26 protein-coding genes are annotated in these 22,899 nt (G+C 37.5%); 9 read left to right on the forward strand and 17 right to left on the reverse strand.

The window, feature by feature from the left end; all coding sequences use genetic code 11:
- Position 1: 1 nt before the first annotated feature.
- From clpX to FZ949_RS05035, 9 genes are all read right to left on the reverse strand, one after another.
- Entirely contained in the window at positions 2 to 1,234 is a 1,233-nt protein-coding gene (gene clpX / locus FZ949_RS04995; RefSeq protein WP_021090629.1) for an ATP-dependent Clp protease ATP-binding subunit ClpX, read from the reverse strand.
- The gene (gene lpxA / locus FZ949_RS05000; protein ID WP_103579729.1) at positions 1,234 to 2,022 is read right to left on the reverse strand and encodes an acyl-ACP--UDP-N-acetylglucosamine O-acyltransferase; all 789 of its coding nucleotides are present in this window, start codon (positions 2,020 to 2,022) and stop codon (positions 1,234 to 1,236) included. Before lpxA ends, clpX begins: the two co-directional genes overlap by 1 nt.
- A gap of 21 nt (positions 2,023 to 2,043) precedes the next feature.
- Positions 2,044 to 2,490 (reverse strand): 3-hydroxyacyl-ACP dehydratase FabZ, encoded by a 447-nt coding sequence (fabZ, locus tag FZ949_RS05005; protein ID WP_004317884.1) that lies wholly within the window; start codon positions 2,488 to 2,490, stop codon positions 2,044 to 2,046.
- Positions 2,491 to 2,640: 150 nt separating this feature from the next.
- A complete protein-coding gene (locus FZ949_RS05010; protein ID WP_103579730.1) occupies positions 2,641 to 3,714 on the reverse strand; it encodes an epoxyqueuosine reductase QueH in 1,074 nt (357 codons plus the stop codon).
- Positions 3,715 to 3,740: 26 nt separating this feature from the next.
- The gene (locus FZ949_RS05015) at positions 3,741 to 4,490 is read right to left on the reverse strand and encodes an ATP-binding cassette domain-containing protein (RefSeq protein WP_148790199.1); all 750 of its coding nucleotides are present in this window, start codon (positions 4,488 to 4,490) and stop codon (positions 3,741 to 3,743) included.
- Complete coding sequence (locus FZ949_RS05020; protein ID WP_103579732.1) at positions 4,487 to 5,167, reverse strand: ATP-binding cassette domain-containing protein; 681 nt, start codon at positions 5,165 to 5,167, stop codon at positions 4,487 to 4,489. Before FZ949_RS05020 ends, FZ949_RS05015 begins: the two co-directional genes overlap by 4 nt.
- Positions 5,164 to 5,964, reverse strand: a complete 801-nt coding sequence (locus FZ949_RS05025; RefSeq protein WP_148790200.1) for an ABC transporter permease — start codon at positions 5,962 to 5,964, stop codon at positions 5,164 to 5,166. Before FZ949_RS05025 ends, FZ949_RS05020 begins: the two co-directional genes overlap by 4 nt.
- Positions 5,961 to 6,899 (reverse strand): ABC transporter permease, encoded by a 939-nt coding sequence (locus tag FZ949_RS05030; RefSeq protein WP_103579734.1) that lies wholly within the window; start codon positions 6,897 to 6,899, stop codon positions 5,961 to 5,963. The genes FZ949_RS05025 and FZ949_RS05030 overlap by 4 nt, the downstream gene beginning before the upstream one ends.
- A 12-nt stretch (positions 6,900 to 6,911) precedes the next feature.
- Positions 6,912 to 8,444 carry an ABC transporter substrate-binding protein gene (locus tag FZ949_RS05035; protein ID WP_103579735.1) on the reverse strand — a complete coding sequence of 511 codons (1,533 nt, stop codon included), beginning with the start codon at positions 8,442 to 8,444 and terminating at the stop codon, positions 6,912 to 6,914.
- 171 nt (positions 8,445 to 8,615) lie between these two features.
- On the opposite strand from FZ949_RS05035, the gene FZ949_RS05040 reads away from it, so the two are divergent.
- Positions 8,616 to 11,924 carry a DUF748 domain-containing protein gene (locus tag FZ949_RS05040; protein WP_148790201.1) on the forward strand — a complete coding sequence of 1,103 codons (3,309 nt, stop codon included), beginning with the start codon at positions 8,616 to 8,618 and terminating at the stop codon, positions 11,922 to 11,924.
- Here the strand turns inward: FZ949_RS05040 and FZ949_RS05045 are convergent.
- A complete protein-coding gene (locus FZ949_RS05045) occupies positions 11,921 to 12,325 on the reverse strand; it encodes a hypothetical protein (protein ID WP_103579737.1) in 405 nt (134 codons plus the stop codon). The genes FZ949_RS05040 and FZ949_RS05045 overlap by 4 nt on opposite strands.
- A gap of 115 nt (positions 12,326 to 12,440) precedes the next feature.
- On the opposite strand from FZ949_RS05045, the gene FZ949_RS05050 reads away from it, so the two are divergent.
- The 8 genes from FZ949_RS05050 (at position 12,441) to FZ949_RS05085 (ending at position 17,753) form a co-directional block, all read left to right on the forward strand.
- Positions 12,441 to 12,644, forward strand: coding sequence for a tautomerase family protein (locus FZ949_RS05050; protein WP_085657868.1), 204 nt, complete (start codon positions 12,441 to 12,443; stop codon positions 12,642 to 12,644).
- Positions 12,641 to 13,138, forward strand: a complete 498-nt coding sequence (gene bcp / locus FZ949_RS05055; RefSeq protein ID WP_107952615.1) for a thioredoxin-dependent thiol peroxidase — start codon at positions 12,641 to 12,643, stop codon at positions 13,136 to 13,138. The genes FZ949_RS05050 and bcp overlap by 4 nt, the downstream gene beginning before the upstream one ends.
- 9 nt (positions 13,139 to 13,147) lie before the next feature.
- Positions 13,148 to 13,789 carry a thiol:disulfide interchange protein DsbA/DsbL gene (locus FZ949_RS05060; RefSeq protein ID WP_107952617.1) on the forward strand — a complete coding sequence of 214 codons (642 nt, stop codon included), beginning with the start codon at positions 13,148 to 13,150 and terminating at the stop codon, positions 13,787 to 13,789.
- 105 nt (positions 13,790 to 13,894) lie between these two features.
- Entirely contained in the window at positions 13,895 to 14,809 is a 915-nt protein-coding gene (locus FZ949_RS05065; RefSeq protein WP_103579740.1) for a branched-chain amino acid transaminase, read from the forward strand.
- Between the two features lie 17 nt (positions 14,810 to 14,826).
- Positions 14,827 to 15,945, forward strand: a complete 1,119-nt coding sequence (locus tag FZ949_RS05070; RefSeq protein WP_103579741.1) for a prohibitin family protein — start codon at positions 14,827 to 14,829, stop codon at positions 15,943 to 15,945.
- A 2-nt stretch (positions 15,946 to 15,947) separates the two neighbouring features.
- The gene (hisIE, locus tag FZ949_RS05075) at positions 15,948 to 16,682 is read left to right on the forward strand and encodes a bifunctional phosphoribosyl-AMP cyclohydrolase/phosphoribosyl-ATP diphosphatase HisIE (RefSeq protein WP_103579742.1); all 735 of its coding nucleotides are present in this window, start codon (positions 15,948 to 15,950) and stop codon (positions 16,680 to 16,682) included.
- Positions 16,672 to 17,202 carry a DUF2393 family protein gene (locus FZ949_RS05080; protein WP_103579743.1) on the forward strand — a complete coding sequence of 177 codons (531 nt, stop codon included), beginning with the start codon at positions 16,672 to 16,674 and terminating at the stop codon, positions 17,200 to 17,202. Before hisIE ends, FZ949_RS05080 begins: the two co-directional genes overlap by 11 nt.
- On the forward strand, positions 17,202 to 17,753 hold the full coding sequence (locus FZ949_RS05085; protein WP_021090969.1) for a DUF2393 family protein: 552 nt from the start codon (positions 17,202 to 17,204) through the stop codon (positions 17,751 to 17,753). The genes FZ949_RS05080 and FZ949_RS05085 overlap by 1 nt, the downstream gene beginning before the upstream one ends.
- Positions 17,754 to 17,873: 120 nt before the next feature.
- Here the strand turns inward: FZ949_RS05085 and FZ949_RS05090 are convergent, their stop codons facing one another.
- From FZ949_RS05090 to trxA, 7 genes are all read right to left on the reverse strand, one after another.
- Positions 17,874 to 18,536: a DUF8095 domain-containing protein gene (locus FZ949_RS05090; protein WP_148790202.1), complete on the reverse strand. Its 663-nt coding sequence runs from the start codon at positions 18,534 to 18,536 to the stop codon at positions 17,874 to 17,876.
- Entirely contained in the window at positions 18,533 to 19,870 is a 1,338-nt protein-coding gene (purF, locus tag FZ949_RS05095; protein WP_103579745.1) for an amidophosphoribosyltransferase, read from the reverse strand. Before purF ends, FZ949_RS05090 begins: the two co-directional genes overlap by 4 nt.
- 9 nt (positions 19,871 to 19,879) lie before the next feature.
- Entirely contained in the window at positions 19,880 to 20,125 is a 246-nt protein-coding gene (locus tag FZ949_RS05100) for a DUF2314 domain-containing protein (protein ID WP_159070034.1), read from the reverse strand.
- 54 nt (positions 20,126 to 20,179) lie between these two features.
- On the reverse strand, positions 20,180 to 20,950 hold the full coding sequence (gene dapB / locus FZ949_RS05105; protein WP_107952619.1) for a 4-hydroxy-tetrahydrodipicolinate reductase: 771 nt from the start codon (positions 20,948 to 20,950) through the stop codon (positions 20,180 to 20,182).
- A 146-nt stretch (positions 20,951 to 21,096) separates the two neighbouring features.
- Positions 21,097 to 22,035, reverse strand: a complete 939-nt coding sequence (locus FZ949_RS05110) for an NAD(P)/FAD-dependent oxidoreductase (RefSeq protein ID WP_103579748.1) — start codon at positions 22,033 to 22,035, stop codon at positions 21,097 to 21,099.
- A 9-nt stretch (positions 22,036 to 22,044) separates the two neighbouring features.
- On the reverse strand, positions 22,045 to 22,491 hold the full coding sequence (locus FZ949_RS05115) for a hypothetical protein (RefSeq protein ID WP_054196066.1): 447 nt from the start codon (positions 22,489 to 22,491) through the stop codon (positions 22,045 to 22,047).
- Complete coding sequence (gene trxA, locus FZ949_RS05120) at positions 22,491 to 22,805, reverse strand: thioredoxin (RefSeq protein ID WP_012001054.1); 315 nt, start codon at positions 22,803 to 22,805, stop codon at positions 22,491 to 22,493. Before trxA ends, FZ949_RS05115 begins: the two co-directional genes overlap by 1 nt.
- Positions 22,806 to 22,899 lie beyond the last annotated feature (94 nt).

A 22,899-nucleotide genomic window follows, 5' to 3' on the forward strand; every position in this document is an offset into this window, starting at 1 on the left:
TTTACGCTATTTTCTTATCGTGCTTTATTAAAATTGGCTTTGCCTTATCTTTTACAGTCTCTTTTGAGATAACAATATCATATTCTTTTAGCTCTGGCAGCTCATACATTATGTCAGTCATGAGCTCTTCCATTATACTTCTAAGCCCTCTAGCTCCGGTTTTTCGCTCGATAGCTAGACTTGCTATCTCTTCAAGTGCCTCATCATCAAATTTAAGCGTAGCACCATCAATCGCACAAAGCTTTTGATATTGTTTTAGTATCGCATTTTTTGGCTCGGTTAAAATTTTAACCATATCTTCTTTTGTTATCTCATTTAAAGTAGCTACTACGTGAAGTCTACCAATAAGCTCTGGGATGAGGCCATATCTTACTAGATCGTCTGGCTCAAGTAGGCTTAGTAAATTTTCTTTTTCATTTTTACCACGTTTTTCTTGGTTAAATCCAAGTACATTTTTACCAACTCTTCTCTCGATGATATCAAGAAGTCCGTCAAATGCACCGCCGCAAACAAATAAGATATTTGTCGTATCTATCTGAATGAAGTCTTGATTTGGATGCTTTCTGCCGCCTTTTGGTGGGATATTTACGACGCTACCTTCGATTATCTTTAAAAGTGCTTGTTGTACGCCTTCGCCTGAAACGTCTCTTGTAATGCTTCTATTTTCACTCATTCTAGCGATCTTATCGATCTCATCTACAAAGACAATACCTTGCTCCGCCTTTTTAACATCACCATTTGCAGCTTGTAAGAGCCTTGTTAGGATATTTTCAACGTCCTCACCGACATATCCAGCCTCAGTTAGGCTTGTGGCGTCACAAATTGCGATAGGCACATCAAGAAATCTCGCTAAAGTCTGAGCCATCAACGTCTTACCACTTCCAGTTGGGCCAACAAGCAAAATGTTTGATTTTGAAATTTCAGTATCGTCTTTGATGTCGCTTTGTTTAAAAATTCTCTTATAGTGGTTATATACGCCGACGCTAAAAACCTTTTTAGCCCTATCTTGACCGATCACATAGTTATCAAGTACCGCTTTTAGCTCCTTTGGTGTGAGCTTTTGATACTCTATCGTTTCATCATTTTTACTCTCTTCTACGCTAGTATCTCCATGTATCATATCATATGCGGCTGCTATACAATACTCGCATATATAGGCATTTCCTTCGATATCAGCGAGTAATCTTCTCTCAGCAGACTCTGCCTCTCCACAAAAATTACACTTTCTAGCCATTAATCTCTTCCTTTTGCAAGCGGAATTCCTCTTGTCGTTTCTAATATAAATTTACACATTTTTTTAACATTTTCGTCGCTAGTTTTTGCGATCAGCTCATTTGCTTGATCTTTTAGGCTAACGCCTTGATTAAACAAAAATTTATAAGCGCGAACTAGCTCCTCAACCTGCTCTTTGTCAAATCTACGCCTAATGCCAACTAAATTTAAGCTTCTTATATATGCTCTATTGCCCTCAGCTAGGCAAAATGGCACTACATCTTGACTAAGCGCGCTTGCACCTGCGATCATGCAGCTTTCCCCTACTCTAACAAACTGATGAATTGGCGTAAGACCGCCCACAACAGCGTAGTCGCCAAGCTCGACGTGACCTGCCAGGGTTGCGTTATTTGCCAAAATGACGTTGTTGCCTATTATGCAGTCATGTGCAATGTGAGAATATGCCATGATAAAGGCGTTGTCGCCGATCCTTGTTATACCATCGCCCTTGTGCGTGCCTGAGTTTATCGTGCAAAACTCACGTATAGTTGCGTGCTCGCCGATGATGACGCCAGTATCGACCTCATCTTTATAGCTGATATCTTGCGGGATGTCGCCCACGATCGCATAGCTAAATACACGAGAGTTATCGCCGATCCTCGTCTTGCCAAGCACCCTTGCGCCTTGTTTTATCGTGACGTTGTTGCCAAGGACCGCATCTTTACTTACAAATGCATAAGCCTCGATATTTGCGTCATCTCCAATGATCGCTCCATCTTCTATAACGGCTGTTTGGTGGATATTTTTCATTGTCTCTCTTTTTCTTAAAGCCTATTTATCGACTATCATCGCTTTTAGTTCAGCCTCGGCGCATAGCACATCATCGACGTATGCTTTGCCCTCAAGCACCCAGATATTGCCTTTATGTTTTAATACATTTAATCTATACTCTAGCCTATCTCCAGGGCGGACTGGATGGCGAAATTTCGCTCCGTCTATGCTCATAAAATAGACCACTTTGTTCTCGATACCAGCTTGATGCTCGTCGCTCATGCTTTTAAACGCTAACACGCCGCCAGCTTGCGCCATGCCCTCAATGATCATCACGCCAGGATAGATCGGGTGACCTGGGAAGTGCCCCTGAAATATCGGCTCGCCAATGGTTACATTTTTATAAGCGACGATGTTTTTTGCAGGCTCTAGCTCAACAACTCTATCGATAAGCAAAAAAGGAAATCTATGTGGGAGAATTTTTTGAATTTCTACGACGTCTATCACGTTTTAGCCTTAGTAATGTAAATTTGTGGCGATTCTAACAAATTTATACTAAGAAAAAAATTATTAGCCTCTTTTAAAAATCTCTAAATTTCGCCTTATGTGGCAAAAATTTAATTCACCGTTTTAAGATAAATTTTATAAACTCACCTTTTAGTCTAAAACCAAAATTTCTTCGCTGTCGTTGTAAAAAACAGCCTTTGCGTAAATTTCGTAGCTACCCTTTTTGACCTCGTCTAAGACGATGATAGGATTTTGCGAAAACTCCCCGCTTATATCACGGCGAAATTTTAGCTCATCGTCAAGCTCAAGCGGCCTTTTGCAAAGCTCATCAACGCTTTTAAATTTGCTATTTGTAAATTTATTAAATCGACTTAAGCTCATAAAAACCACGCCCTCTTTTAGCTCATCGTCCATTTCGCAGGAATTTTCTACATTTAGCTTTAAATTTTCTCTTTTAAAACCAGAATAGAGCACAAAGTAGCTCGGTGTCACATGACCTTCAAATTTTACATAAGCACGTAAAAGTCTATAGTTTAAAAATCGCCTTCTAAAAAGGTGAAATTTCTCACCTTTCGCCTCGCACTCGCGCACCTTTTTATAAAGCTCAAGCCTAGCTTCAATACTACCATAAAGCGCCCTTGCGTGTAGCTCGCTCATTAGCTCACTTTGAGGCAAATTTTGCGAGTCGCGCTGTTTTTTTAGCGCAAAGACGCAGCCGCAGTAGTTTTGGTGATAGAGCTTGTCTTTTTTAGCGAGGATAAACTGCTCGCTTGTGCCGCCATTTTTTCTATAATCAACCGCAACCGCCTCTAAATTTGAGCCAGCCACTGCCTCATCAAGCGCCTTTTTAAGCTGAGAAAAGTCCTTTTTTGGGCTCATCAAAAGTGTCGTCGTGATCTTATTTAGCCCCAGCTCAAGCGCCTTTTTAGCGGAGTCTTTCATACGAAAATCAAAGCAGTATTCGCACCTTTTACCCTTTTCTGGCTCATCTTCAAGTCCTTTTGTGCCGCCAAGCCACGCTTCGTAGTCGTATTCGCCGCATATTAGCTTGATGCCTAGCTTCTCGCAGCTTCGCTTCACATCCTCAAAACGCAGTAAAAATTCGCTATATGGATGTATGTTTGGATCGTAAAAATAGCCTACTATTCGTTCATTTGAGTAATCTTTTCGTAGGCGCTGTAAAAAGTAGTGGCTATCGACCGAGCAGCAGATATGAACTAACAAATTTAACCTTTTTTGCTTGCATTATATCAAAGTTTGGCGTCATAAAATTTAGCTGCATCAAGGTATTTTTTAAGGACATTTTGGCTTGCAAGGTCTTCAAATTTACCAAAAGCCACTTGCTTGCCAGATTCGATGATTAGCACCTTTTGCGCTATTTTCATCGCACTTAAGATATCGTGCGTGATAAAGATAATGCTGATCTTTTCATCTAAGTTTAAAAGCAAATTTATGATCTTTTGTTTTGTTTCGTTGTCAAGCCCGCTTGTTATCTCGTCGCAGATTAAGATTTTTGGCTTTGAAAGAAGCGCTAGCAGTATCCCAACCCTTGTCGCCTCGCCGCCACTTAGCTGTGATGGGTATTTCTCTAAAATTTCATCTTTTAAATTTAAATTCACTAGAAGCTCTTTGAGCTCATTTTCGCTAAAGCTAAGCTTAAGATATGACCTCACATGAGCGATGGCGGTTTTTACTTTTAGCGCTGGATTTAGGGCTTGTTTTTGGTTTTGCAAGATATATCTGATATCTTTTTTGAGCTCATTTTTGTCCGTGATCTCTTCATTATTTATATAAATTTTGCCCCCACTTTTTGGCTTGCTAAATGATATGAGCTTTGCAAGCGTGCTTTTGCCACTGCCACTTTGCCCCAAAATGACTAAATTTTCGCCATCATCAAGCTCGCAACTTATCCCCTCCAAAAGGTGCAAAACTTCAGCTCTAGCGTTAAAATGCTCCTTAAAGCTTAAACTTTTTGAGACGTTTTCAAGCCTGATTTTCACGCATTTTCCTTTAAATTTAGCTGCCCATCTCTCATCTGCCAAATCTCATCACTAAGATAGTTCGTTAGCGCCTCATCATGCGAGATAAAGATGACGCTCATCTTGCCTTTTAGGCTCTCTAAGATGCCCGCCACGTGGCTAGCGCTAATGCTATCAAGCCCGCTTGTTATCTCGTCGCAGACTAAAATTTTTGGCTTCAAGCAAAGCGCAAGAGCTATCTGCACGCGGCTCGCCTCGCCGCCACTTAGCTCGTATGAGTATTTGTGCCAGATGAGATTTGCATTATCTAGCCCAAACTCTCTAAAATAAGCAAATGCAAGCTCTTTATTTGTTTTATTATTGCCGCCAAGATAGGCGTTGAAGTGATCACCCACGTTTAAGAGCGGATGAAGGCTGGCAACGGAGTTTTGAAAAACGAGCGCAGCGACCTTTTTTCGGTACTCTTTTAGATCATTTTGGCTAAGTTTTAAGATATCTTTTTTGTAAATGCTAAATTTATCCGCCCTCACTCTAAAATCATCATCAAAAAGCCTTATTAAGCTCTTTGCAAAGAGCGATTTGCCGCTGCCACTAGCACCTGTGATACCTATAAATTTACCCTCACTCATGCCAAAATCAAGCTCACGCAAAAGCTTTTTGTTCTTATAAAAAACGTTTAAATTTTTAATCTCTATCATATTTTTATATTGCCATTTCTTAAATTTGATGTGATGATCGAGATTGCAAGGATGAGCAAAAAGAGCGTCACGCCAGGGAAAAGCACCATCCACCAAGAGCCAAGGAAAAGTGCTTCTTTGCTCTCATTTAGCATGATGCCAAGGCTTATCTTGTTCGCGTCGCTGCCCACGCCAAAAAAGCCAATTGTGGCCTCCATGACGACTGCGTTTATCGCGTTTATGCCAAAGATACTAACTATTAGATGCTTTAAATTTGGCAAAATTTCAAAGCAGATCAGGCTAAATTTACCAGCTCCATTTATCACAGCCTGCTCGGCGTAGTCGCACTTTTTACTAAGTCTAAAATTTTGCATAAAGACTTTTGCGCCTTGCATAAAGGAGCAAATGGCGATGATAAAAGAGGTGATAAGCAGATCTCCGCTACTAAACGAGCTAAAAAGCATGATAAAAACGATGTTTGGGATGCTTAAAAAGGCATCAATCCCCTTATTAAAAAGGCTCTCGCAAGTTCTGTTCTTACTCGTGCCAAAATATGCGTAGATGAGTGAAAAAAGCGTCGTTAAAAAGCCAGCAAGAAGCAAGATAAGAAGCGAGTTTTTAAGCGCATAGGACACTCTTATGAGATTGTCCCTGCCTAGGATGTCAGTGCCAAAGATGTGCTCGCTACTTGGGATTAAATTTACCGCCATAAAGTCAGTGAAATTTGGCTCAAATTTAGAAAAAAATGGCGTCACAAAGGCAAATATGGCAAGAGCTAAAAAGACAAAACAGGCTAGGAAAAATATGACTTTTCTCATAAATTTCTCTTATCTGCCAAGATGGCAAAAATTTTAGCCAGTAAATTTGCAAAAACGACAAAAACGGCCGTTAGCAAAATAGTCGCAAGTGCGACTGGATAGTCTTTAGCGATAACTGCATCAAGGCTAAGCTTGCCTATGCCCGGAAATGAAAAAATACTCTCAATCACATACGAGCCAGCAAAAACGCCAGCCACAAGTGTGGCGAAATAATAGACTATATCGGTGCTTGCGTGCTTTATGGCAAAGAGATAAATTTTGCCCCGTCCCAAGCCTCTAGCGTGAGCCGTCTGGATAAAGTCGGCGTTTAGGCTTTGATTTAGCCTGTCTCTTACAAATTTCACGTTTGCGCCAAGGTGCGGCAAGATGATGGCAAGCGTTGGCAAGATGATAAATTTAGCCCCTACTCCGCTAGATCCCAGCTCGTTTGCCCCAGAGCTTGGTAGCACGTTTAGATAGACGCTAAAGATCGCTATTAGCACAAGTGCGATGTAAAAATGCGGTAGTGATGCCAGCAAAAACGAGCTAAAATTTATAAAGATATCGGCAAATTTATTCTTATAAATGGCACTTAAAAGCCCTAAGAAAAAGGACAAAAGAGTTATCAAAAAAAACGAAGCAAAAAATAAAATAAGCGAGTTTAAAAGCCGCTCTTTAATGAGCAGTGACACGCTTGCCCCGCTTACAAAACTGGTACCAAAATCCCCTGCGACAAAGTGAGCTAGCCACCTAAAATACTGCACGAAAAAGTTATCTTTTAGCCCTAAATTTCTTAAAATTTGCTCTTTTATGGCTAAATTTATCGCCTCGCTCCTTGAAAACATCGCGTCAGTGACGTTTCCTGGCAAAAAATATATGAGCAAAAATAGAAAAAACGAGATAAAAAACAGCAATCCAAGACTTGAGATCGCTGTTTTTAAAATGGCTCTAAACAAAGTTTTTATCCACTATTTTACTTGCCACTCTCTTATGTTCCATAAAAATCCAGCCCCATGGTGACCTAAAATTTGCGTCTTGATGCCTGAAATTTTATTGTTAAAGACGAGCGGATAGTCAAGATAGGCTATGAAAATATAAGGTGGATTTTCATGAAGCGCTTTTAAAAATTCTTTATAGTATTTTTTTCTAAGCTCCACATCCTTTGTATATCTTGCGTTTTTTAGGGCAAGATCGACGTTTGCGTCCTTGTAGTGGTTAAAATTCCAGCCATTTTCATTTATGCTCACATCGGTAAATCCGCCAAAAATTCTATACGTGTGAAAATCTGGATCAAATGGGCTTCCCCAGCCAATAATAAAGCTATCAACCTCGCTTATACTAAAGGCTGTTCTTGGCTTTGCGTAGGCTTTGGCTCTCACGCCAAATTTATTTAGCTCACTGCTTAAAATTTTGGCTAGATTGACCCTTAAGATGTCGTTATTAAAGGCGTAGATGTCAAAGCTAAGCTCCTTGCCGTCTTTTTCAAAAAAACCAGCCTTATTTTTCTTAAAGCCACTCTTTTCAAGCAGCTCTTTAGCCTTTTGCGGATCGTAGTTAAATTTAAGCTCGCCATCATTTGCAAAGCTTTTTTCTATCGGATTATTTGCCACGCTTGCATATCCGTGAAATAAATTTTTCACTATCTCATCTTTATTTATAGCGTAGTTTAGGGCGATTCTTACATTTTTATCTTGAAAAAGAGGATCATTAAAGTTAAACATCAAAGCTCTATAGTCCGCACTTTTAAATTTAAGCAGGCTAAGCTTTTTATCATCTTTTATGAAATTTACACCAGTTGGAGAGATGAGCGCGACATCTATCTCGCCACTTTTAAGCCCAACGAGCCTTAAATTTTCATCACCAACAATTTTAAAAAATACCCTTTTTATCTTTGGCTCACCCTTGTAAAATTTCTCATTTGCCGCAAATTCTAAGCTCTCATCTTTTTTCCACTTTACAAGCTTGTATGCGCCAGTTCCTACTGGAGCCTCATTAAATTTATCAGTTGCGATATCTTTACCTTTTAAAATGTGCTCAGGCAAAACACCAAAACTAAGTGCGTCAAGAAATGGCGGAAACGGCTCATTAAGCGTAATCTTTACTTTATAATCACCTAAAATTTCAACGCTTTTTACAACTTCATAATTTGAGATAGCAGGCGCGTTTAGCTTCTTATCTTGAGCCGCTTCGATGGTAAATTTAACATCCTTTGCGCTAAATTTCACCCCATCATGCCAAAAAGCATCATCTCTTAGCTCAAAAACATACTCCAGCCCATCATCACTCACCTGCCAAGACTTCGCAAGTTCTGGCACAAGTTTGCTGTTCTCATCGTGGCTCGTAAGACCAGAGAAAACGAGTGAAAGCGTAGGATCGTGATCCTCGTCGTAAAGTGGATTTATACGAGGTGTTTGCTCCTCAATAGCGACCACAACGGCATTTTCATTTGCATAAGAAAGAGTGCCAAACAACAAAAAAAAGACAAGCAAAATTTTCTTCATCACAACCCCCTTTGTTTAAAAATATTTCTGCATAGTAATACGAATCGTATAAAAGTGTTATTAAGCTAAATGTAAATTTATAGTATAGAAGTTTTAAATTTCTAACTATCTTTTAACCTTTTTTGAAGTAAAATCTCTCCTATTTTAGATAATAGCAAGGCAAATTTTACAATGAATAAAAATAAAAAAATAGCACTTATTTCAGCCATCTGCGTAGTTTCACTTTTAGTTATTTATACTCTTCTTGGATTTTTTGGTGTTCCTTATGCTATCAAAAATATCGCTCCAAAATATCTAAAAGACTACAACGCAACGCTTTTTGTAAAAGAGGCTAAATTTAATCCATTTACCTTTGAGCTAAATGCTACAAATGCTGAACTAAACACTACTTCGCCACTTTTTAGCACAAAGCAAATCAATGTCAAGCTAAAGCCATTTTCTATCTTTAAAAAATTAGTTGAAGTTGATATTTTTAGGCTTCAAGAGCCAAATGTCAAAATTTTACGAGATAAAAATTCAAAATTTAACTTTAGTAATTTTATAAGCGATGATAACGCAACTACCGAAGATAACAGCACTAGCTCTATAAATTTTGCCCTAAATAACGCAAAAATCATCAAAGGCTCATTTTCATATAGCGATCAAAATTTAACAAAGCCATTTAACGTAAATTTTGATGATATAAACTACGAGCTAAGCTCGCTAAATACGAAGAAAAATAGCGCAGGCAGCCATATTTTTGACTCAAACTCGACTCTAGCTCACAAGATCGATCTAAATGGCGATATCAAGCTAAATCCCCTAAAAATCGAGGGCAATATCAGCATAAAGGATTTTAGTATCGATCCAGTCGCGATTAGCTTTATCGATAATGACACACTAAATCTTAAAAATGCGGTCATAAATTTAGGAATAAATTACGTTTTAATTGCCGACGAGAACGCTACAAATATAAATTTAAAGGATAGCTTTTTAAATGTAAAATCGCTAAACATAGATGAGGGCAAAAACGAACTAAGCCTTGGTGAGCTAGAGCTTCCAAAATTTGATCTATCAAGTAAAATAGCAGACAAGATAGATGCTAAATTAGAGCTAAATGCCATAAATTTAAGCGATGTGTCATTTAAAAATGCGATAACAGCAAGCTTAAAATCACTAAATTTAAGCAATATTTCGCTTTTAGCAAATTTAAATGAAAAAAGTGAGCTAAATGCGACAGCTGCACTAAATAGCATAAATGCAAATACCCTAAAAATAGACGAAACCAGTAAAAATTTAGTAAATCTAAAAGATATAAATGCCTCAAATTTAAATGCAAATTTAGCAAATAATAAAACCACTCTAACGCTTGAAAAAATAGCGTTTGAAGGTATCAATGCCCCGCTTAGTAAAAATGCGAATGCAAATGTGGCAGGGGCTAAATTCTCAAACATTAGTTTCACCCAAGATACCAATAAAAGCCTTGCAACTCTTGATGAGCTTAGTATAAATGGCATAAATTTAAAGGCAAAAAATAAGGAAATTTTAGATATCGCTGATGTGCTTACAAAAACGATCAAATTTGATATTTTAAATATGGCTTTGAGCGCTGAGAATATCGATGTAAATAGACCAAAATTTAACTCAGAGTTAAATGGTAGCGGCTTAAGCGCGATAAACCAGCTTGGACTTGGTGAGCATGGGCCAGCAAAAACAGCCAATCATCGCACTAAAACCAAAAAAGAGAATACATCAGCTTCAAAAAGCAAAGAGAGTGAGTTTAAATTTGACATAAAAAATATCAATGTAAATAATGCTAGTATCGCTTTGACGCACCTTTTTGAAGGCGAGAAGATCACTCATAAATTTGATAATTTGTTTGTAAAAATAGCAAATTTAAGTAGCGATTTTAGTAAGCCATTTGACGCAAAAGTGGATATGAAAAGCTCACAAAAGCTAAATTTAGACCTAACCTCAAAGATCAAACTTGAACCAATTAATATAACTGCTAAAATCAAACTTGAAGATAAAAATTTGCCAAAATATTTTGCCTACGCAAAGCCATTTCTAGAGGCAGATCTTTCAAGTGGAGAGATGAGTGCAAACGCCGAGCTTCACTATGCAAAAGATATAAAAGCAGATGCAAAACTTAGTGTAAAAGATATTAGATTAGATGATAAAAATAAAGAAAAGCTAATCGCATTTAAAAGTTTAGAAGTGGATAAAATTTCACTTTTTAAAGATAATCTTGAAATTACTGGAGTTGCTCTAAATTCGCCATTTATCAAGGCTCATCTAAGTAAAGAGCGCGAATTTAATCTAAGCAAAATCTTAAAAGAAGATAAAAACAAAGTCCAAAATGAGCAAAAAACCGAGAGCAAAAAGGTGACTAGTAAAAAAGATGACGAGCTAAATTTTAGCATCAAAAATTTCTCACTTAACAACGGCGAGGTTGATTTTTCAGATGCGTCACTATTTATGCCATTTGCTACAAAAATTTCAAATCTAAATGGCAAGCTAACTGACATCGATAAAAAACGTCCAAGTTCGGGCGAGTTTAAAGGCACAGTTGGTAAAAACGGTTTTTCTCAGATTACAGCAAAATTATTTCCTTTTGAGTTAAAGCAAAATACCGACATTAAGCTTGATTTTAAAGACATCGATCTAATCGACATAACGCCATATAGTGGGCAATTTTTGGGCTATAAAATAAAAAAAGGTAAGTTAAATTTAAATCTAAATTATAGCGTTGTTGATTCAAAACTAAACGGCTCAAATCTTATAAATTTTGACACACTCACACTTGGAGAAAAGGTTGATTCAAAAGATGCTGTAAATTTGCCATTTTCGCTTGCTATATCGATATTAAGCGATCAAAATAATCAAATAAATATCGACCTACCAGTTGAGGGAAATTTAGACGATCCTGACTTTAAATATGGCGGTGTCATTTGGGCTGCTGTTAAAAAGCTCTTTGCAGACATTACGTTAGCTCCGTTTAGATTTTTAGGTAATGCTCTAGGACTTGGCAGCAAGGATCTAAGCTCTATTGATTTTCTTGCTGGAAGTAGCGAGCTAATAAGCTCAGAATCACCAAAAATAGCTGATTTCATAAAGCTAACTAGTGCAAAGCCTATGATGAAACTTAGCATCACGTCTACTTACTCCGAAATAGACGTGCTCTACTTTAAAGAAAAAAAGCTTGATCAAAAGATAAATCAAATAATCGCCTCAAGTGGCAAAGATTATATTACCGTGCTAAATTCTCTCGTTCCAAACGCTAAAGATAAAAGCGATAAAGCCTTAAGAGAAGAGGCAATAAAAATCATCGAAGTGGATAAGGAAAAGCTAGTTGAGCTTGCAAATGAGCGTGCAAATACAGTAAAAGAAGCGCTCATCAAGGCTGGACTTGAGGCTGGCCGCATAAATGTAAATGATGTAACAAGCTCAGAACCTAAGCAAAACACCTATACAAGCGTGCTTATGGGAGTGGCGAACTAAATTTCATTTATCTCGCTGCTTCTTGCGTTGTAAACAAACCAGCTAAGAAGCATGAGCATCATAAATGCCCCAAAAACTAGGCTTGCGTAAAAATATAAGCTAAAGCCTTCGCCTAGTAAATTTGCATTGTGAAGAGCGATCATAACGCCAGCAAGTGAAATTAAATATCCAATTAGCTTGATGATAAAAATTTTTGGATTTACAAGGATCAGCAAAAGCCCGCAAAGCATGACACTAAGGGCTATTTGTAAATTTAAAATATCAGTTTGAGCACTTGAGCCAAATATCAAAAAACCAAGCAAAAATATGACTAAAACCATCAAAACAGCATAAACTGCCCTGCTTCGTCCAAAGCTATACATAAAGCAAACAAAGCCTTTGTTATGTTTGTTGTAGTCCATTTTTCGCTCCTATGTAACAAGTTTTTGTATTTTAATGCCAAATTCTTAAATAAAGGCTTTAATCTGAAATTTCACTCATTTTGGCTAATATTTTACATCTTAAAAAGGAGCAACAATGCCTTATGTTAATATCAAAATAGCAGGCCCAGAGCCGACAAAAGAGCAAAAAGATCAAGTCTTTAAAGAGGTGACTGAGACGCTTGTAAGAGTACTTGGCAAGAAAAAAGAGGCGGTGATGATTTTCATAGAAACTCACGATGCTAGCAACATCGGCGTAGGTGGCGAAAGCGTAGAAGATAAGAGAAAGGTGATAAAATGAGCGAATTTAGTAAAGTAGATATTGAACGAAAAATAACACTTGAAGTTGGTGACAAGGCGCCAGAGTTTGAAGCGCTAAATCAAGACGGCGTAAAGGTCGCACTAAAGGACTTTATAGGTAAAAATGTGGTGCTTTACTTCTACCCAAAGGACAACACTCCGGGCTGCACAACTGAGGCTTGCGAATTTAGCGCAAACTACGATCAGTTTATCAAAAATGACACAGTTATAATCGGCGTTAGCCCAGATAGCGTGAAGTCTCACGTTGGCTTTATCGCAAAGCAAAATTTAAAGCACATTCTATTAAGCGATGAGGATAAAGAAATTTCAAAGCTTTATGGCGTTTGGCAGGTCAAGAAAAACTACGGCAAAGAGTATCTTGGTATCGCAAGAAGCACATTTGTGATCGGCAAAGACGGCAAGATAGTTAAAATTTACAAAAGCGTAAAAGCCAAAGATCACGCTGCAAAGGTGCTAGCTGATCTTGTAAAATAAGGAGCAAAGATGAAGCTTATAAAAATGCTAATTTTAAGTACATTTTTTGCACTAAATTTATCAGCACTAACTGAAGGCGTGGAGTATCAAACTCTAGCAAAGCCGCTTAATGTGCCTAAAAACTCGGTCGTTAAGGTCTTTAGCTACGACTGCCCACACTGCTATAAATTTGACCGGACTATCACAAAAAAGCTGATGTCAAAGCTTGAAGATGTGAAATTTATCCCATATCACCTAAGTACAAAAGGCAAGCTTGGCGAGACCGCGAGTAAAATTTTTGCCGCTCTTATATCGATAGATGAGGCAAATGGCACTGATCTACTAAGCGATGAGTCAAAATTTAAGCAAGCAAAATTTGCGATCTATAAAGCAAGACATGATGAGAAAGATGATTTTAATGATGGCAAAGATAAAGAAAAATTTATAAATTTAGCCCTTAAAGCAGCTCACGTGAGCAAGAACGACTACGAAAAAGCACTAAATAGCGAAAGAGTAAAAGAGCTTTTAGACGCATGGTTCGCCTCTTATGATGTTGCTAGCATTAGCGGCGTGCCAGCTTTTGTAGTAAGTGGCAAATACTTAATAAATTTAAGCGCAGCTTCATCAATCGATGAGATGGCAAAGATCATACAAGAGCTTTTAGATAAGTAGTTTTTAGCAGGCAATATCTGCAAATTTTGGTCTTAGAAATGTAAATTTAAAGCAATTTTAGATAAACTCAGACCAAAATTTCTAAGAAAAAAGAAAGGTTTAACAATGAATGCTTCAGAATTTATCTGGATGGATGGAAAATTAGTTAAATGGGACGATGCAAAAGTACACGTTCTAACTCACTCTTTGCACTACGCTAATGCCGTATTTGAAGGCACAAGAGCTTATAAAACAAAAAAAGGTCTAGCTATTTTTAGACTTCAAGATCACACAAAAAGGCTTTTAAGATCAGCAAAAATGACTGTTTTAAATGTACCTTACACCGAGGAAGAGCTTGAAAAAGCGCAAATAGAGCTTCTTCGCGCAAACAAATATGACGGCAATGTTTATATTCGCCCACTTATCTTTTTAGGATACGGCGTAATGGGCGTAGCTCACACAAAAGCGCCAGTGCAAACTGCTATCGCCTCATGGGAATGGGGTGCATATCTTGGCGATGAAGGTCTAGAAAAAGGCATCAGAGTTAAAATTTCAAGCTTTGCCAAACTCGCACCTGCTGCTCAAATGAACAGAGCAAAAGCTAGCTCAAACTACCTAAGCTCACAAATGGCAAACTACGAGGCAAAAGAGGCCGGATACGACGAGGCACTACTTCTTGATAGTGAGGGCTTTGTGGCTGAAGGTCCAGGCGAGTGCTTCTTTATCGTTGAAAATGGCGTTTTAATCACTCCACCAAACGACAACAGCCTACTTAGCATCACTCAAGATACAGTCATAAGACTTGCTCATGATCTTGACATTGAAGTAAAAAGGGAGCGCATCACAAGAGATCAGGCATATACAGCTGACGAGGCATTTTTCACAGGTACTGCAGCCGAAGTAACGCCGATAAATAGCATAGATAACCGAATCATTGGTAATGGTGCTAGAGGCGAAGTGACAAAGAGACTACAAAAAGCTTATTTTGACGTAGTTTACGGTCTAAATAAAAAATATGAATCATTTTTAACATATATTTAAAAATTTAAAGGAATGAAATGCCCGCTGATTTAAACGATTATTTCAATAAAAAAAGGCCAGGTAATGACAACAGAGGTTCTAGTCAAAATAGCGACAAAGAGCCGCCTTTCAAAAAGGACTTTAAAATGCCAAATCTACCAAGTGGTTTTGGTAAATTTGGAGCACTTGCCTACATTGTAATTGCAATTATTGCTATTTTTGCTATTACTCAGCCATTTAAAGTGATTCACTCAGGTGAAGTTGGTATTAAGTCTACAGCAGGTAAATACGAGCCAAATCCTTTGCAACCAGGCTTTCACTTCTTTTTACCTTTTATCCAAGATATCATCATCGTGGACACCAGAGTTAGGATCATAAACTATACTTCTGGCGAGGATATGGGCGAATCAATGCAAAAATCATATCAAGGCGTTGGTGCTGGAATTTTACGTAAAAATTCTATTTCAGTGCTTGATGCTAGAAATTTGCCAGTTAGCATTGATATTACTGTACAATACCGTTTAAATCCAGAAAATGCCCCTCAAACTATTGCCTCTTGGGGTCTTAGCTGGGAGAGTAAGATAGTTGATCCTGTCGTTCGTGACGTGGTTCGCAGTATCGCTGGTAAATACACAGCAGAAGAGCTTCCAACAAAGAGAAACGATCTAGCAAGACAAATCGATGATGGCATAAGAAAAGACATCGACTCTCAGCCAAATAAGCCAGTTGAGCTTTTAACAGTGCAGCTTCGTGAGATCATCTTGCCTTCAAAAGTAAAAGAGCAGATCGAGCGCGTCCAAATCGCTAAACAAGAAGCTGAAAGAACAAAATACGAAGTAGAAAGAGCAAATCAAGAAGCCTTAAAACAAGCCGCACTTGCAGAAGGTACCGCTAAAGCTGCGATCATTGAAGCAAAAGGTAAGGCTGATGCCATTAAAATCGAGGCTGACGCAACTGCGTATGCAAATAAAGAGGTCGCAAAAAGTGTCGATCAAAATCTACTAAATTTAAAGCAGATCGAGACGCAAAACAAATTTAACGAGGCTCTAAAAGAAAACAAAGATGCTAAAATTTTCTTAACACCTGGTGGGGCTGTGCCAAACATCTGGCTAGATGCAAAAGATAAAGCAAGAGCTAGCTCAGTAAGCGAGAGATAAAAATGAATAGCGTAACAAAAAGTATAGACTGGCAAAAAGTTGGTGGATTGCTTCCAGTAGTGGTTTGCGATCATGCTACAAATGAAGTTTTAATGCTTGCTTACATGAACGAAGAAGCATTAAATTTAAGTCTATCTAGCCGTTACGCTCACTACTTTTCACGTATCAAAAATAGAATTTGGAAAAAAGGCGAAGAAAGTGGCAACACTCAGGAGATAAAGACTGCTTTTTTAGACTGTGACAATGATACTTTGCTTTTAAAAGTGATTCAAAACGGAAGCGCTGCTTGTCACACTGGAGCAAGGTCGTGTTTTTTTAATGAGATAAATTTGTATGATGGCAAAATTTTAGATACAAAAACTGAAGTCAAAAAAATAAATTATGGTGTGCTTGATGAGCTTTACCATGTGATAGAAGATAGGAAACTAAATGCTAACCCTGAAACTTCATATGTGGCAAGTCTTTTTAAAAAAGGCGAAAATCAAATTTTAAAGAAAGTTGGCGAAGAGGCTGGCGAATTTATAATGGCTGCAAAGGATCTTAGTTTCGCAGAAAACTCAAAGCAAAATGAGCAAAAAGCAAAAGATGATCTGATCTACGAAGCAGCCGATCTTTACTTTCATGCACTTGTAGCACTTTCAGCCCATAATATCCATCCAGATGCTGTAAAAAACGAACTTGCAAGGCGTTTTGGTATGAGCGGCATTGAAGAGAAAAGATCGCGAGATGTTAAATAGCATTAAGCACAACTTGCTTTTTGTATTGCAAAATGCAAAGCTCATTGATTTTTTAACCTATGGCTGGATATTTTTAGCATTTATACTAATTGTACTTTTAGGAATTTTTATCGCGATAAAGTCGTGGTGGCAGATAGGATTTTTATTTATTCTAGCTGCTTTTTTCGGACTTTTTGTAGGTAATTACTACGCGAACAAATATATAAATGAAAATTTAAGGCCAGTTAGCATAAGTAAAATAACCACCAAGCAGCTTCAATATGTCGATGCTTTAATGGTTGATTTTAATATTACAAATAATTCAAATAATGCACTTAGTATCTGTAAAATCGAGCTTGACTTCTATCTAAGCTCGAGACAAAATACGAAAGATTTTTTTAACTCGCTTAATCCATTTGCTAGAAAAAGAATCGTCTTAAACGAGGAATTTTTACCAAAACAAAGCATTGAGGTTAAAGAATTTGTCAATGATTTCGCATTTATAGATTACAATATCTCTAAAAAAGTGGAGTGTTTTTGATGAGCTCAGCATATTTTACGATCGTTCATATTATCGTTCTTTTTGCGATTGCTCTGCTTTCTATTTTATTTCTTGTTCTCTCACTTAGAGCTGAGCGAAAGTTATTTTTATCACTATTTTTTACAAACATTCTAGTCTCAACCACACTTGCTGTTTTTTTGATGCTAGTGCTTGATAAATACACAAAAAAAGGCATGCTCGAAAATGTAAAAAGTGAGCGAATTTTGCGAAATGAAAGTATTGTTTTTAAGGGACAAGTGAGAAATATTGGTAAATTTACAATTAGTAACTGCACACTGACAGTCAAACTAATCAATCAACCACTAAACAAAAATGACCTTGGCGGTGAAGCATTTTTTAAGCCAAGTGGGCTTTCATTTTTCTCATGGGTTCTTGGCACAGATAAGGACGAGAGGCCAAATACAGTTGAATATAAATTTGATGTAGCCAAAAATTTACCAAAGCAAAAAAGCACACCATTTACCGTATATATGCCATATCCGCCTTATTTTAAAAACGGCATGAATATCACAAAACTAAATTGCTACTAATCAAATTTAAAGCAAATTTTTATAAATTTTATAGGATAAAACGCTGAGTCTTAGTTTGATTTTAGATTAAATTTTATCTTTTTAGCATCTGCAATAAACACGAATTTTTAAGTTAAAGTTTTAAAAAGTACAAAGTATATCAAGTAGCCTGCCCAATTTTTGTAGGTCATTTAAAAAGAGCTGCTTTGTCTTTTGCGTAAATTCTTTTGCTTCTTCTAGGATTTTAGCCTCGGCTATATTGTAAGCAAACTCTTTTTTTAATATCTTTGCACCTTTTTTATAAAAGAAATTTGCCTCTATTAAGCTTGCAAAAAAGCTATCATCTCTTAAATAGTAGTTTGTTGCTACATTTACATACACCGGTTTTTGCAACAAAAAATTGCCACAAACACTATTTTGTGAGCTAAATTTAACGCTCTCAAGTACATCAGGCCTTATCTCATAAAATTTTATCTCATTAGCTTTTTTTAAAGTCAGAATATCACTTGATTTATTTAAATTTATAGAGCTATTATTTACTTCAAGTACGTTTATAGTGCCCTTTGCAAGCGAATAAGCATTTAAAATTTTATCTTCTGCTAAAAAATTTACTATACCAAAAAATGGCACACTAGCATTTTGTTCTACAAAATTTTGAACAGTTTTTATTTGTAGCTGCTGCTTTGCGCCATTTATCTCATAGTAGCTTACGTAAATAGAAATTTCGTCTTTTTTGCTTGGATTCTTTTGTGAGCAACCGCTAAAAAATAGTGCAACAAGCAAAAAAATAGCTAAATTTTTCACTTTATGAAATAGTCACCATCAAAGCTTACAAGCGAATATTTTCGCTCATTGCCGATACTTTCTTTAAGTTCGTCTATGCTTAAAAATTCTAAGCTATCTGCGCCGATATATTTTCTTACTTCCTCTGCATTTTTTTTGGAGCTTATTAACTCTTCAAAGCTTGGCGTATCGATACCGTATCGCTCAGGGTATTTAAGCTCAGGACAAGCGACTCTAAAATGAATCTCTTTAGCACCTGCATGTCTTAAAAGATCAACCACCTTTTTTGAAGTAGTACCGCGAACGATACTATCATCGATAACAACGATACTTTTACCCTTTAGAACCGATGACATTGGGTTAAGTTTTAGCTTGACTTTTAAATTTCTCATCTCTTGGCTTGGCTCAATGAAGGTTCTACCCACATAGTGGTTTCTAGTGATAGCTAGCTCAAAAGGGATCTTGCTCTCGTTTGCATATCCAAGTGCTGCTGGCACTCCGCTATCTGGTACAGGTACGACGAAATCTGCTTTAATTTTGCTCTTCTTAGCTAGTACTTCACCCATTTTTTTTCTAACTTCATAGACACTTTTACCTTCTATCACGCTATCTGGACGTGCGAAATAGATATATTCAAATGCACAAATTCTAGGATCTGGATCATAAATTTGAATACTTTGAAACTCACTTTTTTCATGTTCAAAAACTATCATCTCACCAGGCCTGATATCTCTTATAAAGCTAGCCCCCACAAGATCAAAAGCACAAGTCTCGCTAGCTACAATATATCCACCATCTTTTAGCTTGCCAAGACTTAGTGGCCTAACACCCCAGCGATCTCTTATGGCAAAGGTTTTATGGCGTGATTGGATAAGCAGACAATAAGCGCCTTTTATCTTATCAAGTGCCGCGATAATACGGTCCTGCAAGTGTTTGCTATGGTTTCTTGCGATTAGATGGATGATATTTTCAGTATCCATATTTGTCTGAAATATCGCACCATCTTTAATAAGCTCATCTCTAACCTCATCTTTATTTACCAAATTTCCATTATGGACGATCGAAATTTGTCCCAAAGAGTAGTTAGCGGCTATTGGCTGGGCATCACGACCCGAGTTTTTACCAGCAGTTGCATATCGGTTGTGACCAATAGCCATATCGCCTTTTAGTGATCTTAAAATTTCTTCATTAAAGACCTCTGTAACCAGACCATTACCCTTGTGAGTAGAAATTTCTCCATCATCACAAACGCTAATACCACTCGCCTCTTGACCGCGATGCTGCATAGAAAATAACGCATAATACGCAGTCTTTGCTGCATCTTTAGAATTTATAATACCAACTATTGCACACATTTTTTTCCTTTAGTTTTCATCATCTTTGTAAATTTCAAGAACATTTTTATAGTTAAACTTGATCTCATCGCCAGCATTTAAATAGCCTTTTGTAAATGGTTCATTGTCTAAAATGCCGGTAAATTCGCCGTTATTTGTCTCGCTAACGACCACCCACATGCGCTCAACCTGAGTAAACTCATCATCTTCAAATCTAAATATAAGCTTTACGATATCGCCAGTTCTTAAATTTTGGCGTTTTTCACGCTCTGGCAAGTGAATTTATTACCAAATTCTAGCTTATAGTTCTCTACATCATCAAGCTCAAATTTAATCATCAAGCCCTAAACTATCATCTATCGAGTAAAGGCCACTATTTTGATCTTTTAGCCAAATAGCAGCCCTGATCGCACCTTTTGAAAAGGTTGCCCTACTCGTTGCGGTGTGATTTAGCTCGATAAATTCGCCGTCATTATAAAAGCCAACCGTGTGGCGACCGACCACATCTCCACCACGAAGTGCCATGACTGCGATCTCGTCTTTGCTCCTAGCCCCTACCATGCCGGCTCTACCAGTTACTAAAACATCTTTTAAATTTAAATCTCTTGCCTCAGCTACACTTCCTGCAAGTGTCATCGCAGTGCCACTTGGAGCATCTTTTTTATGCCTGTGATGCTGTTCGACGATCTCTATGTCAAATTCTCTTAATGTTTTTGAGGCAATCCTTGCAAGGCGGTTTAGTACAGCTACGCCCAAGCTCATATTTGTTGCGTAAAGAATAGGCATAGCCCCTGATGCTAGGTGGAGCAAATTTTTCTCGTCATCATCTAAGCCGGTCGTACCAATAACTAGTGGTTTTGGATTGGTTCTAGCGTAGTTTAGCAGTGCTACTGTAGCCTCTTTTTGACTAAAGTCGATTATCACATCGCATGCTTCAAAAAATTTAGCAAAGTCATTTGTCAAAAGATCGCTACTTAAATTTTCAACTTGATTTTTTTGGCTAAAAGCGATGCTTAAAGTGGCATCTTTTTCATCTTTTAAACAAGAAATGATACTTTGAGCCATTTTTCCACTAGCACCATAAAGGCCTATTTTTACCAAAATTTATCCTTTGATTTTTGATTGAAATTTAACATAAAATTTATTATAGATAGATTACAAATAGGCTTTAAAAATACGTATAAAATCAAAAATTTAATAGAAAAAAAGAAGAGAAATTTAGCCAAAAATTTGGCTAAATTTGAGTATTAATGCAAGCTTTCTATGTAGCTCATAGCGCTAAGTGCAGCTACTGCGCCATCACCTGCTGCTACGATGACTTGCTTTGGAGCGTCCTCTCTGATATCACCTGCTACAAAGAGCCCATTCAGGCTAGTTTGCATCTTAAGGTTTGTCTTAACCTGTCCACCATCGACCATATCGCAGATAAATTTGCCGTTTTCATCTTTTAAAATTTCATTATTTACATTTAGTCCGACAAAGGTAAAAATTCCCGGTACATCAAGCACGCGCTCGCCATTTTTAGTATCAAGCACAATCTTTGTTAGGCCCATTTTATCGCCAAACGCCTCTTTTATCGTCGCACTTGTTATAAACTCGATCTTTTCATTTTTTCTAGCTTTTTCAACCGTAGTTGGCGCCGCTCTAAACTCGTCACGTCTATGGATTAAATAGACTTTTGAGCAGATATTCGCTAGATAAAGTGCCTCTTCAACGGCTGTGTCGCCACCACCAAGGACGGCTACCTCTTTGTTTTTATAAAAGAAGCCATCGCATGTTGCGCATGTGCTAACGCCTTTGCCAAAGAACTCATCCTCACCCTTAAAACCAGCACGTCTTGGGGTTGAGCCAGTTGCTACGATAACCGCCTTTGCCTGCTCGCTTTTTCCACCTTCAAGCAAAATTTCAAAGCTGCCGTCGCTATTTTTTCTAACGCCAACAACGTTTGCCCATTTATGAACTAGCCCAAATGCGCTGCACTGCTTCCACCAAGTGCTCATAAAGTCAAAGCCACTCTCGCCAGGGGCTTTTTGGCCTGGGTAGTTTTCTATCTCTGAGCTAGAGGTGATCTGACCGCCAGGCTCGCCTTTTTCAAACATTACAACATTTTTTAGTCCGCCTCTAGTGGCGTAAAGTCCGGCGCTTAGTCCTGCTGGACCGCCTCCGATGATCGCTAAATCAAGCATAAATTTCCTTTATTCTAAAACATTTATGGGCGAATTTTGTTTATAAATTTCACCCCTTTGATGAACTATCTCAACACTACTTGGAAGCTTTGTAATGCTCAAATTTCGCATCAGCTCCAAGACCGTATTAATATCTGAGCTTATATATTTTAGTGTTGAGTTTGACTCATATCTTTTTTGAAAGATATCGATTGCCACAACTGTTTCATTTTTGATTGGTAAAATTTCATCTAATTTTGATTGATTTGAGCTGAAGATTAAAAGCGTGTATTTTGGCTCTTTTGGAGTAAAAATTTCGCTTTTTTCGTAGAAGACTAGCTTCGCAAAATCAACAAATTTATATTGTGAAAAACGATAGTTGCTATACGCAAATGCAGCTGCTATCATAGCTGCACCAAAAAATGAACCAAATATATATGTAAGAGGAAGTAGGCTTCCTCTTCTTTTTTCGCTCATTAAAGAAGCGAATTTAGTTTGTCAGTTAAGGCTTGTTTTGACTGCGCACCGACCATTTGCTCAACTAGCTCGCCATTTTTGAAAAATAGCAATGTTGGGATCGATCTGATGCCAAACTCAACCGCAAGATCTTGTACTTCATCAGTATTTACCTTGCAAATTTTCGCTTTTCCGTCGAAGTCTTCAGCAAGCTCTTCGATCACTGGAGCTAGCATACGGCAAGGTCCGCACCATGGAGCCCAAAAGTCTACTAAAGCAACGCCTTCTTTTGTAACATCAAAATTTTCTTTTGTAAGTTCGATGTATTTTCCCATTTTTTCTCCTTATTTTTAAAATGTGGCAATTATACAAATTAAATTTAAATTTTATCTAAATAATAAATTTTATTATAAACTAATATTTTCTATT

This window comes from Campylobacter concisus, assembly GCF_902460545.1.
Lineage (GTDB): Bacteria > Campylobacterota > Campylobacteria > Campylobacterales > Campylobacteraceae > Campylobacter_A > Campylobacter_A concisus_AE.